Origin of the sequence: Enhydrobacter sp., assembly GCA_025808875.1 — a bacterium.
Taxonomy (GTDB): domain Bacteria; phylum Pseudomonadota; class Alphaproteobacteria; order Reyranellales; family Reyranellaceae; genus Reyranella.
Genome location: CP075528.1, coordinates 4791217 through 4803803 on the forward strand (window position 1 = coordinate 4791217; position 12587 = coordinate 4803803).

Genomic DNA, 12587 nt, shown 5'->3' on the forward strand with positions numbered 1-12587 from the left:
ATGGGCAACGACTTTTCCCCGCGCGAGATCGTCTCCGAACTCGACAAGCACATCGTCGGCCAGCTCGAGGCCAAGCGCGCCGTCGCCGTGGCGCTGCGCAATCGCTGGCGGCGCCTGCAGCTGCCCGAGGCCCTGCGCGAGGAGGTCCTGCCCAAGAACATCCTGATGATCGGCCCGACCGGCTGCGGCAAGACCGAGATTGCGCGCCGGTTGGCCAAGCTCGCCGACGCGCCCTTCCTCAAGGTCGAGGCGACCAAGTTCACCGAGGTCGGCTATGTCGGCCGCGACGTCGAGCAGATCGCCCGCGACCTGATGGAGGTGTCGCTCGACATGGCCCGCGAGCGGCTGCGCAAGGACGTCAAGGCGAAGGCCGAACTCGCCGCCGAGGATCGCGTGCTCGATGCGTTGTGCGGCGCGAGCGCCAGCGAGGAGACGCGCCTGCGCTTTCGCCACAAGCTGCGCAACAACGAACTGAACGATCGCGAGATCGAGGTCGAGGTCGCCGATTCGGGTTCGCCGCTGCAGTTCGAGGTGCCCGGTCAGCCCGGCGCGTCGGTCGGCATGATCAATATCGGCGACATGCTGGGCAAGGCTTTCGGCGGCCGCACCAAGAAGCGCAAGATGACGGTTTTGCAGTCCTACGAGACCCTGCTGCGCGAGGAAAGCGACCGCCTGCTCGACCAGGAGCGCGCGGTGCGCGAGGCCCGCGAGGCGGTCGAGCAGAACGGCATCGTTTTCATCGACGAGATCGACAAGATCACGGCACGCAGCGAGTTCCGCGGCGGCGGCGACGTCAGCCGCGAAGGTGTGCAGCGCGACCTGCTGCCGCTGATCGAGGGTACGACGGTGAACACCAAGCATGGGCCGGTGAAGACCGATCACGTGCTGTTCATCTGCTCCGGCGCGTTCCATCTCGCCAAGCCGTCCGACATGCTGCCCGAGCTCCAGGGCCGGCTGCCGATCCGTGTCAGCCTCGCATCGCTCACCCAGGAGGATTTTCGCCGTATCCTCACCGAACCCGAGGCGAGTCTGGTCAAACAGTACAAGGCCTTGCTGGGCACCGAAAAGGTGGAGCTCGACTTCAAGCAGGACGCCATCGACGAGCTCGCCAAGCTGTCGGCGGAGATCAACGATACGGTCGAGAACATCGGCGCGCGGCGGCTGCACACGGTGATGGAGAAGCTGCTCGAAGAAGTGAGCTTCAGCGCCTCCGATCGGCCCGGCCAGAAAGTCGAGATCGACGCGACCTATGTACGCGACCGCGTGAGCCCGCTGGCAAAGAACGCCGACCTCTCGAAGTTCGTGCTGTAGGGAAGGGCGGGCCCTAGAAACAGTAGGCAGCGATCAGGTCGACCAGATAGGCGGGGCCATTGGCGCCCCACAGCACGAACGACACCGCGGTCGCCGCCGCCACCAACGCGGCCGATCCCCAGAGCAGCAGGGGCTGCCAGGCCATGCTCACGCCGGCTGCGCCGTGGCCGGCCGCTGCAGGCGTTCCTCGACGATCGGCCAGTGCAGCAGTGCCGAGACGAGGCCGAGCGCGATCGAGATCCACCACATCATGTCGTAGTTGCCCTGCAGGTCGAACAGCCGCCCGCCGCCCCAGCCACCGAAGAAGCTGCCGACCTGATGGCTGAAGAAGACGATACCGTTCAGCATGGTGACATGGACCGGGCCAAAAATGAATCCGACCAGCGCCGTGGTCAGCGGCACGGTGCCGAGCCACAGGAAGCCCAACGCGCCAGCGAAAGCCAGTACCGAAGCGGCCGATAGCGGCGTCACTACGAAGGCCAGGAACACGAGGGAGCGCAACAGGTAAAGCAGGGACAGCAGGTTCTTGCGCTTGTACGTCGCGCCGAGCGAACTCCACAGGACGGCGCCGACGATGTTGAAGAGGCCCACCATGCCGATCGCCCAGCCGCCCAGCTCGGCCGGGGTGAGCTCGACGCCGAACAGCGACAGGCCGATGCCCTTGTCGGAAATGTAGGCCGGCAGGTGGCCGCCGACGAAGGCGACATGAAAGCCGCAAACGAAGTAGCCGGTGACCAGCAGCACATAGCTCTTCTGGGCGAAGGCCTCGCCGAGCGCCTCGCGTGCGCTTTGCCGGCCACCCTGTGTCTTGCGGGCGGCGGCGATCTCGCGGCTGTCGTTGAGACCGGCGGCCAGGAAGATCATCAGGATGGCGATGATGGTCAGCGCCCAGACGGTGGGGCGCCAGTCGCCGAACCAAGTCTGCAGGATGGCGGCGAGCGGCACGATGAAGAACTGGCCGAACGAGCCGCCGGCCGAGCAGATGCCGATCGCCAGTGCCTGCTTGGCGGGCGGCGCCACGCGCAGGATCACGCCCAGCACCGGGCCGAAGCTCGCCGCCGACAGGCCGATGCCGACCAGGACGTTGCCCAGGATCAACATGAATCCGTCGTGCATCAGGGCCGTGACCACCATGCCCACCACATAGAGCGCACTGCCGCCGGCGATGGTCCAGGCCGAGCCGAAACGGTCGCACAGCCGGCCCGACAAGGGGGCGACCGCTCCCATCAGGAGCATCGACAGGGCGGTGCCGAACGAGAAGAGCTCGCGCCCGACGTCCAGTTCGGCGGACACGGGCTTGAGGAAGATGCCAAAGCTCTGGCGGACGCCCAGACCGATGGTGAGGACGAGGAAGCCGCACCAGACGGCGGTCCAATAGGAGCGGGAAGTCATGGCGCAGGATAGGGCTTCGCCCTCCCGGGCGCGCATAGAAATTGTTCATGCCGTCAAAAGCCGCGATGTGGCACAAGAAGGGCATGAGACGTCTGATGGTCCGGATGGCGACGGCGGCCCTGGGGCTGCTGATCGCCGGCAGTGCGCTCGCCGGGCCGCCGCGGCTGGAGCGCGAGCGGTGCGTGTTCAAGGCGCCGCGCACCGACCGACTGGAATGCTACAGCCTGGTCGTTCCCGAGAATCGCGAGAAGCCCCAGGGTCGGGAGGTTCGTCTCAAGGTTGCGGTACTGAAGGCCAAGCGCGCTCTCGACCGCGATCCATTGGTCTATCTGGCCGGCGGCCCGGGCGATGCACCGTTGATCGCCTTCAACGCCGGCGCCGACCCCCTCTCCGAGGGGGATTGGTGGAATGACACCGCCAACATTCGCCGACGTCGCGATGTCGTCATCCTGAGCCAGCGCGGCGCCGGTGGCTCTTCACCCGACCTCGACTGCTTCGACACCCGCAACACCGAAGCCGCCCGCGCGCGCCGTCGTGCCATCACGGAGCCGCAGGAGCGCGACATCCTGATCCGCTGTCGCGTCGAGTTGGACCGCCGCCGGATCGATCTCGCCATGTACACGACGCCGGCGCTCGCCGACGACGTGGCCGACCTCGCCCGTGTCCTCGGGGCGCAGAGGATCAATCTTTACGGAATCTCCTACGGCACGCGCTGGGCACTGGAAGTGATGCGGCGCCATCCCCGGTTGATTCGCTCCGCCGTGCTCGACGGGGTCTATCCGCCGCAGGTCAATGGCGAGCAGAACGAGCCCGAATTCATCCGCGGCGTCTTCGAGAAGCTCTACGGCGAGTGCGCCATGGACGCTCTGTGCAAGCAGCGCCATCCCGACTTCAGCAAGGACCTGCGCAACCTGATCGAAGAGACGGCGCGCAAGCCGCTGGCGCTCACACTGCAGCTCGACGACGGGCCGCTGCCGGTGCGCATCGACGGGCCGCGGCTGATGATGATCCTGCTGCACTTGATGCGTCAGGGCGACGCCGCCATGGTGCCCGAACTGGTCACCATGATCCGCAACAAGGACTACCGGCTGTTGCGGCAGTTCGCCGAGGATTTCGAGATCGAGGATGGCGGGCTGCTCGAGCAGAACGCCCAGCAGTTCGGCGGCCTGTTCAACACGATCGAGTGCCGCGAAAGCTGGTCGGCGATCGACCTGGCGGCGCGGGAGCGCAACATCCTGATCGGCGGCATCTACGGGTTGACCGCCAAGCTCAGCCGGCTGCCGACCGTGTGTCCGGCTTGGAACGTTCCACCCGCAGCGCCTTCGGAGCGCCGGCCTGTGAGTTCGGATATCCCCACTCTCCTGCTCAGCGGCAGCTACGATTGGCTGACGCCGCCGGCATGGGGACGCGAGGCGGCCCGGCATCTGTCGGTGTCGCGGCATGTCATTTTCCGCGCGCTCGGCCATGGCGTGACCAGCCAGGACCCCTGTGCCGCCAAGTTGCGCGACGAATTCATCAAGAACCCGGATCCTCGTGCGGTGCCCGGCTGCCGCTTCGACACGCCGCCCGACTTCGCGCTCGCCCACGAGCGCGTGCAGGCACTGCCCTGATCCGGAGGATGGGACGACGATGAATCGCGTACTGGCCCATACGGGCGTTACCTATCCCATCGTGCAGGCACCGATGGGCTGGATCGCGCGCAGCCAGCTTGCCTCGGCCGTGTCGAATGCCGGCGGCCTCGGCGTCATCGAGACCTCGAGCGGCGAGGTCGATGCGTGTCTGGCCGAGATCGCCCGGATGCGCGAGCTCACCGACAGGCCGTTTGGCGTCAACCTGCCGCTGCTTTTCATCCGCGATCCGCGAATCGTCGACCTGGTCGCCCGATCGGGCGTGAAGTTCGTCACGACCTCCGCCGGCTCGCCGGCGAAGTTGCTGCCGACCCTCAAGGCGGCCGGCCTCGTCGTCTATCACGTGGTTCCCAATCTCTCCTCGGCGCTCAAGGCAGTCGACGCCGGGGTCGACGGGCTGATCGTCGAAGGCGGCGAGGGCGGTGGCTTCAAGAATCCCGACGACGTCTCGACGCTCGTCCTGCTGCAGGCCGTGCGCGAACGCACCGACGTGCCGATGATCGCCGCTGGCGGCATCTGTGACGGCCGCGGCATGGCGGCCGCCTTCGCGCTCGGCGCCGAGGGCATCCAGATGGGCACCCGCTTCGTCAGCGCCGCGGAAAGCCCGGTGCATGCCAACTACAAGCAGGCCATCGTCGATGCCGACGATACCGGCACGGTGATGCTGAACCGCAAATCGTCGCCCTGCGTGCGGGCGCTCAAGACCGAGCGGGCAAGACAGATCGATCGCGATGGCTCCTTCGACCGCGCGATCTTCGGATCGGTGAAGGACGTCTATTTCGGCGGCGACATGGAGGCGTCGCTGGCGCTGGCCGGCCAGACCGTGGGGCTGATCCACGAGGTCCTGCCGGTGGCCGAGATCGTCAAGCGCACGATCGAGGGCTTCCACAGCATCCGCCGCGCTCAGGGCGACAGATCGCTGGCCGGCACCTTCTGACGGGTCCCGTAGTCCCGACACACCCTGTGCTACAGTGTCTAGGCTTGCGTGGACGTACCGGTAGAATAGACACAAAAAAGCAGTAATATGAACTCATAGCGATGAGGCCAAGGCGGTTGTGCCTTCACTGTATGCGTTAAGCGTCGCTCTCGGGGCACTCTCGGCCGCCGCGATTCTCGCGACGCTGGTGCGCGGCGCTGCCCTGGCGCTGGTTTATCCCGTGACGGCCCTCGCCGCGCTGCTGGTGGTTGCCGTCGATCTGCACGCCCTGCTGTCCGGCACCGAGGTTTCGGCCACCTTCGCGCTCGGCTTGCCGACCATCGGCCTGCATATGCGGCTCGATGCCTTGTCCGCGTTCTTCGGCATCGTCGTGAATGGCGGCGTCGTCGCTGCCGCCGTCTACGGCATGGGGCTCGACCGCGCCAAAGAGCTCAGCCATCGCGTGGAGCCGTTGTTCCCTGCTTTCGCGGCGGCCATGAATCTCGTCCTGTTGGCCGACGATGCGTACGGTTTCCTGTTCTCCTGGGAATTGATGTCGCTCGCCTCGTGGGCGTTGGTCGTGGCGCGCCACCTCGACCCGGAGGTCCGCAAGGCGGGTCACGTCTATCTGCTGATGGCGGCGGGCGGCACGATGGCGCTGCTGTTCGCTTTTGGCGGCCTCGCCGGGCCGGCGGGCGGTTATGCCTTCGACACCATGCGCGCGCTGTCACCCGAGCCGCTGGTGGGCGCGCTGGTGCTGGCGGCCGCACTGGTCGGCTGCGGCTCCAAGGGCGGGCTGTTCCCGCTGCACGCTTGGCTGCCGCTCGCCCATCCGGCGGCGCCCAGCCACGTCTCGGCGCTGATGAGCGGCGTCATGACCAAGGTGGCGATCTACGGCTTCGTGCGCATCGCCTTCGATCTGCTCGGCCCGCCGGCTTGGTGGTGGGCGCTGCCACCCATCGCGCTGGGGGCGGTGACGGCGGTCATCGGCCTGCTGTACGCCGTGCTCGATCGCGATCTCAAGCGCGTGCTGGCCTACTCGACCATCGAGAATGTCGGCCTCATCTTCGTCGCCCTCGGCCTGGCGCTGGCCTTCCGCGCCAACGGCTTCGCGCAGGCCGCCGCCGTGGCGATGACGGCGGCCCTGCTGCACGCGCTCAACCACTCCTGGTTCAAGTCGCTGCTCTTCCTCGGCGCCGGCGCGGTCCTGCACGCCACCGGGCGGCGCGACCTCGACGGGCTGGGCGGCCTGATCCGGCGCATGCCGCGCACCGCGCTGTTTTTCCTGGTGGGTGCGCTCTCGATCTCGGCGCTGCCGCCGCTCAACGGCTTCGTCTCCGAATGGCTGCTGTTCCAGTCGGTGCTGGCCGGGCCGAGCCTGCCCCAGGCGTCGCTGCGCTTCGCCGTCCCGGCGATCGGCGCCATGCTGGCGCTGGCGGCGGCGCTGGCCGCCGCCTGCTTCGTGCGCGTCTATGGCACGGCCTTCCTCGGCCGGCCGCGCAGCACCGAGGCCGCGCAGGCGCACGACGTGCCGCTCGTCCAGCAGATCGCCATGGGCGGACTGGCGCTGCTCTGCGTCCTCGGCGGCCTGCTGGGTGCGCCGCTGAGCGAGGGGATCGGCGCGCTGGTGCACGGCTACACCGGCGGCGCGCTGCCGGGCATGGGCGCCGGCCCGACGCCGCTGTCGCTGGTGGCGTTCGACGAGGCGCGCAGCGTCTACGACGCGCCGGTGATCGCCCTGTTCGTCGCCGTTGCCTCGATCACTGCACTGCTCATCGTCCGTCGCCTGTCGGAGCGCAGGACGCGCCGCGGGCCGGCCTGGGACTGCGGCTTTCCCGACCCCTCGCCGGGCACGCAGTACACGGCATCGAGCTTCGCCCAGCCGCTGCGCCGCGTCTACGGGACGGTGGCCTTCTCCGCCCGCGAGACGCTTGCCATGCCGCCACCTGGCGATCCGCGGCCGGCGCGGCTCGATGTCACGATTGTCGACCATGCCTGGCAGGTCCTCTATGTCGCGCCGGGGCGCGCCCTGCTGCGGCTGGCGGAGCGGCTGAACGCGCTGCAGTTCCTCACCATCCGACGCTACCTCGTGCTGATGTTTTCGGCGCTGGTGATCCTGCTGTCGCTGATCGCGGTGACGGCATGACCGCCGATCCGATCGTCCAACTGCTGGCGCAGGGCGTGCAGATGTTGCTCGTGCTGCTGATCGCGCCGCTGGTGATCGGCGTGGTGCGGCGGGTCAAGGCGCGGCTGACGCGTCGCCAGGGTGCCCCGCTGCTGCAGGGTTATCGCGATCTCGCCAAGCTCCTGCGCAAGGAGTCGGTGCTGGCGGAGAACGCCTCCTGGTTGTTCCGCAGCGCGCCGGTTCTGGTTTTCGCCCTCACCTGGGTGGCGGCGGCGCTGGTGCCCACCTTCGCCTCGGGCCTGATGTTCAACTGGGCGGCCGACGTGGTGGCGTTGGTTGCCCTGCTCGGCGCCGCCCGCGCGCTGCTGGCGCTCGCCGGCATGGACGTCGGCACCAGCTTTGGCGGCATCGGTTCCTCGCGCGAGATGATGATCGCCACCTTGGCCGAGCCCGCCATGATGCTGATCGTGCTCGCGCTCGCCATCGCCGCCGGCACGACGCGGTTGGCGGGCGTCGCCGACTTCTTCATCGCCGAGCCGCTGGCCGTGCGCGTGTCGCTGGCTCTCGCCCTGGTCGCCCTGGTCATCGTCGCGCTCGCCGAAAACGCCCGCATCCCGGTCGACAACCCGGTGACCCATCTCGAGCTCACCATGGTCCACGAGGCCATGGTGCTCGAGTATTCCGGCCGGCATCTCGCCCTCATCGAGGCGGCGAGCATGATGAAGCTCACGCTCTACCTCTCGCTGCTGGTCTGTCTGTTCTTCCCCTTCGGCATGGCGCCGGCCTCCGCCTCGGTCGGCGGCTGGCTGATCGGCCTCGCGGCCTGGTCGGCGAAACTGCTGGCCGGCGCGGTGGTGCTCGGCGTGTGGGAGATCAGCATCGCCAAGATGCGGGTGTTCCGCCTGCCCGATTTCCTGGGTGTCGCCTTCGTGTTCGCCTTCATCGCCATCCTGCTGTCCTACCTCGCCCGCGGAGGCCTCGAGTGAGCCTCGCCCAGGGAGTCGCCCATCTGCTCGCCGGCATCATGCTGGTCACGAGTTTCGCGTTGCTCTACCAGCAGCGTGTCGCGGCGGTGCTCAACGCATTCGCCGCCCAGTCGGTGACCCTGGCGCTCGCCGTCGCCTGGACCGCCTGGTCGGAGAGCCGGCCCGACCTCTACATCACCGCCGCCATTGCGTTCGGCCTGAAGGGCGTGGTGATCCCCCTGGCACTTCACCGCACGGTCGCGCGGCTCGGCATCCATCGCGAAGTCGAGAAGGTGGTGGGCGTGGGTATCGCGCTGCTGGTCGGATTGGCGCTCAGCGGCCTCGCCCAGGCGTTGATCGTCAAAGTCGCCCCCGGCCTGCCGGGGCTGGGCCGTGACCAGCTGGCGCTGGCGCTCGCCGTCGTCCTGCTCGGCTTCCTGATGATGATCGTGCGGCGCAACGCCGTGACGCAGGTCGTCGGTTTCATGTCGATGGAGAATGGTCTGATCCTCGCGGCCACCGGCGCCCAGGGCATGCCGCTTGTCGTCGAGGTGAGCGTCGCCTTCTCGGTGCTGATCGCACTGTTCGTGTTTGCCGTGTTCGTGTTCAGGATCCGCGAGCGCTTCGACACGATCGACATCGAGGCGCTCGACCGCATGCGCGGGGACCGAAGATGATCGAGGCCTATCAGGCCGTCGTCGTCATCCCCTATGGGGCGGCGCTCGTGCTGGTCGCCGTGCCGAGCTATCGCGTCGGCGCGCAGGCCAATGTCGTCGCCTCGCTCGCCACTTTCGCCGCCGGCCTGTGGCTGATGCTGGGCAGCCGCACTGTGGGCGACTATGCCATTGTCGACGAGTTCAACATCGTCTTCGTCGCCATCAATACGCTGGTCGGTTTCACGACGGCATTGTTCAGCGCCTCCTACATCGGTCACGAGATCGAGACCGGCCGGCTGTCGCCGCCTTTCCTGCGATTCTACCACGCCATGTTTCAGGCCATGATGGGCTCGATGAACCTGGCGCTGGTCGCCAACAACATCGGGCTGATGTGGGTCGGGCTCGAGCTCGCGACGCTGATCACCGTGGTGATGGTGGGCCTCTATCGCACACCGCAGGCGATCGAGGCGGCCTGGAAGTACTTCATCCTGGCGAGCGTCGGCATTTCTCTCGCCTTCTTCGGCACCATCCTGATCTATCTCGCCGGGCAGCCCGTGCTGGGCGAGGGGGTGCCCGCCATGACTTGGAGCCTGCTGCACGACGCGGCCGCGGCCATGGATCCGGCCATCCTCGATCTCGCCTTCATCTTCCTGCTGATCGGCTACGGCACCAAGGTGGGCCTCGCGCCGTTGCACGCCTGGCTGCCCGACGCTCATGCCGAGGGGCCGACGCCCATCTCGGCCGTGCTGTCGGGCCTGTTGCTGAACGTGGCGCTCTACGCGTTGCTGCGCTTCAAGATGCTGATCGCGGGCCAGCCCGCCGCGCTCGATCCCGGCCCCGTCATGATTGTCATGGGGCTGGTGTCGCTGATCTTCGCGGCCTTCATGCTCTACCAGCGTCGCGACATCAAACGCTTCTTCGCCTACTCGTCCATCGAGCACATGGGCCTGATGGTGTTCGCCTTCGGCATGGGCGGGCCGCTGGCCAACTTCGCGGGCCTGCTGCACATGGCCATGCACAGCCTGACCAAGTCGAGCATCTTCTTCGCCGTCGGCCACATCGCCCAGGCCAGGGGCAGCCAGCGCTTCGCCGACATCAGGGGGCTGAGCGTCACCCATCCCCGGCTGGCCGTCGGCTTCGCATTGGCGGTGCTGGCGATCGCCGGCCTGCCGCCGTTCGGCGTGTTCGCCAGCGAGTTCCTCATCCTGACGACGACCTTCGCGCGCGAGCCGTGGCTTGCCCTGCTTCCCGCCTTCGGCCTGCTGGTCGGCTTCGGTGCCCTTCTGCTGCGATTGCAGGACACGATCTTCGGCGAGCCGGTCGGGCCGGCACACCGTGTCGACGGCTCATCGGTGCCGATGGTGCTGCATCTGCTGCTGGTGCTGGGCGCCGGCATCTACCTGCCGCCGGTGCTGGTCGCCTGGTTCCAGCGCGCCGCGGAGCTGCTCGGATGACCGCACCGCTGCTGCTTTCCGTTTGGCTCGGCGGCCGGTCAGCCGGTCCCGACGGCTACGTCCGCGCCGCCGTCGATGCCGCCGCGTGGGAGGGCCTCGCCGCGGGATGCGCCGCCGGCTCGCACGATCTGTCGGCGTTGTGGGCCGATGGCGACCGCATGTGCATGGCATTGAACGATGCCGACCGCGGGCTGCGAGCGATCGCGGCGCTCGCCACGGAACAGGGCGCCTACCCCTCGGTCGGGCGACATCACGCGCCGGCGGTGCGGCTCGAGCGGGCCATGCGCGATCTCTACGGCACGCGCCCGCTCGGCCTTGCCGACATGCGACCGTGGCTCGATCACGGACGTTGGCCGGGCCGCGGCGACCGGCCCGCCTACGCCTTCCTGCCGGCCGAGGGCGAGGGGCTGCACCAGATCCCGGTCGGTCCGGTCCATGCCGGCATCATCGAGCCGGGACACTTCCGCTTCACCGCCAACGGCGAGACGGTGGTGCGGCTGGAGGAACGTCTGGGCTACGTTCACAAGGGCGTGGAGAGCCTGATGGCGGGCGCGCCGGTCGAGACGGCCGCCCGCATCGTCGGACGCATCTCGGGCGACAGCACCGTCGCCTATGCGTGGGCCTTCGCGCGCGCCGTGGAGATGGCCCTGGGTTGGAGCGTGCCACCGCGCGCCATCCTGTTGCGGGGTGTGATGGCCGAGCTCGAACGCATGGCCCATCACATCGGCGACGTCGGTGCCATCTGCAACGATGCCAGCGTGCTTGCCATCCATGCCCAGTGCGCCGTCCAGCGCGAGGACGTTCTGGCGACCTCTGCCGCGTGCTTCGGCCATCGCCTGATGATGGACCGCGTCGTGCCGGGCGGCGTTGCCGCCGACCTGTCGGCCGAAGGCATCGGACAGGTGCGTGGCCTGCTGCGGCGCCTGGCGGAGACGCGTGCCGAAATCCTGCGGGTTTACGAGTCGATGCCATCGTTGCAGGACCGCACGGTGACAACCGGCATCGTTTCCGCGGAGCTGGTGCGGCAGTATGCGGCGGGCGGCTTCGTCGGCCGCGCGTCGGGCCGTGCCTTCGACGTGCGTGGGAGCTTCGCCTATGCGCCCTACGACGACGTCGCTCTCGCCATACGCACCCGCACGGCCGGCGATGTGGACGCCCGTCTGCTGGTACGGCTGGACGAGATCGAGGACAGCGTCGCCATCGTGGAGCGGCTGCTGAGCCGCCTGGCGCCGGGTCCGGTGCGGGGCGAACGCCCGCCCGTGGCGGAGGGCGAGGGCGCCGCGCTGGTCGAGGCATTCCGCGGCGACGTGTTCGTCGCGGTCCGCCTCGGCGTCGACGGGCGGGTGGCCCATGCCCACGCCCGCGACGCGAGCTGGTTCCAGTGGCCGCTGCTCGAGGCCGCCGTCGAGGGCAACATCGTCGCGGACTTCCCACTCTGCAACAAGTCGTTCAACTGTTCCTACTCGGGGCACGACCTGTGAGGACTTTCCTGCGCGATGCGCTTCTCAAGGGCAAGGCGACCGTCGCGGCGCCGGCGCCCGATGGCGTGGCCCTGGAGGAGGTGGCGCGCGCGCTGGCCGAGCGGGCGCGGCGGCGGCTCGGCCGGTCGCTGTCGATCCGCGAGGTCGATGCCGGCTCGTGCAATGGCTGCGAGCTCGAGATCCATGCGCTCAACAATCCGGTCTACGACGTGGAGCGCTTCGGCCTGAAGTTCGTCGCCTCGCCGCGGCACGCCGACGTGTTGATGGTGACCGGCCCGGTGACCTGGAACATGCGCGAGGCTCTGCTGCGAACTTACGACGCCACGCCGGCGCCCAAGTGGGTCGTCGCGGTCGGCGATTGCGCGGTCGACTGCGGCGTGTTCGCCGGCTCCCCCGCCATCGTCGGTCGGCTCGCCGATATCCTGCCCGTCGACCTGCACGTTGGTGGCTGTCCGCCGCCACCCATCGAGATGGTGAAGGGCCTGTTGGCGCTGATGGAAGCGCCTGTTTTGCCTCGATAGGGTTTCCCGGCGGGTTCCGGATCGCCACCGGGTGGGACCTCGGTGCGGCACGCCCCTGTGGGTGAGTGGACGGCGAGGACTGCGCGGAGTCGAGGACGAATCGTCTTGGATGCCGATACTACCGGCATCGGACCAGTC

At 68.3% G+C, this 12587-nt stretch carries 10 protein-coding genes; 9 read left to right on the forward strand and 1 reads right to left on the reverse strand.

Going from position 1 to position 12587, the window contains the following annotated elements:
- Positions 1-1311: an ATP-dependent protease ATPase subunit HslU gene (gene hslU, locus KIT25_23825; protein UYN95007.1), complete on the forward strand. Its 1311-nt coding sequence runs from the start codon at positions 1-3 to the stop codon at positions 1309-1311.
- Positions 1312-1458: 147 nt separating this feature from the next.
- Here the strand turns inward: hslU and KIT25_23830 are convergent, their stop codons facing one another.
- A complete protein-coding gene (locus KIT25_23830) occupies positions 1459-2703 on the reverse strand; it encodes an MFS transporter (GenBank protein ID UYN95008.1) in 1245 nt (414 codons plus the stop codon).
- A gap of 47 nt (positions 2704-2750) precedes the next feature.
- Here KIT25_23830 and KIT25_23835 point away from each other — a divergent pair, with 47 nt between their 5' ends.
- The 8 genes from KIT25_23835 to nuoB all read left to right on the forward strand — a co-directional run bounded on the left by KIT25_23835 (position 2751) and on the right by nuoB (position 12449).
- A complete protein-coding gene (locus KIT25_23835; GenBank protein ID UYN95009.1) occupies positions 2751-4313 on the forward strand; it encodes an alpha/beta fold hydrolase in 1563 nt (520 codons plus the stop codon).
- Positions 4314-4332: 19 nt separating this feature from the next.
- Entirely contained in the window at positions 4333-5268 is a 936-nt protein-coding gene (locus tag KIT25_23840) for a nitronate monooxygenase (protein UYN95010.1), read from the forward strand.
- 127 nt (positions 5269-5395) lie between these two features.
- Positions 5396-7393 carry a hydrogenase 4 subunit B gene (gene hyfB / locus KIT25_23845; GenBank protein ID UYN98046.1) on the forward strand — a complete coding sequence of 666 codons (1998 nt, stop codon included), beginning with the start codon at positions 5396-5398 and terminating at the stop codon, positions 7391-7393.
- Positions 7390-8358 carry an NADH-quinone oxidoreductase subunit H gene (locus tag KIT25_23850; GenBank protein ID UYN95011.1) on the forward strand — a complete coding sequence of 323 codons (969 nt, stop codon included), beginning with the start codon at positions 7390-7392 and terminating at the stop codon, positions 8356-8358. The genes hyfB and KIT25_23850 overlap by 4 nt, the downstream gene beginning before the upstream one ends.
- Before the next feature lie 38 nt (positions 8359-8396).
- The gene (locus KIT25_23855; GenBank protein ID UYN98047.1) at positions 8397-9014 is read left to right on the forward strand and encodes a hydrogenase-4 component E; all 618 of its coding nucleotides are present in this window, start codon (positions 8397-8399) and stop codon (positions 9012-9014) included.
- Complete coding sequence (locus tag KIT25_23860; protein UYN95012.1) at positions 9011-10447, forward strand: hydrogenase 4 subunit F; 1437 nt, start codon at positions 9011-9013, stop codon at positions 10445-10447. The genes KIT25_23855 and KIT25_23860 overlap by 4 nt, the downstream gene beginning before the upstream one ends.
- Positions 10444-11928, forward strand: coding sequence for a nickel-dependent hydrogenase large subunit (locus tag KIT25_23865; protein UYN95013.1), 1485 nt, complete (start codon positions 10444-10446; stop codon positions 11926-11928). Before KIT25_23860 ends, KIT25_23865 begins: the two co-directional genes overlap by 4 nt.
- Complete coding sequence (gene nuoB / locus KIT25_23870) at positions 11925-12449, forward strand: NADH-quinone oxidoreductase subunit NuoB (protein UYN95014.1); 525 nt, start codon at positions 11925-11927, stop codon at positions 12447-12449. The genes KIT25_23865 and nuoB overlap by 4 nt, the downstream gene beginning before the upstream one ends.
- Positions 12450-12587 lie beyond the last annotated feature (138 nt).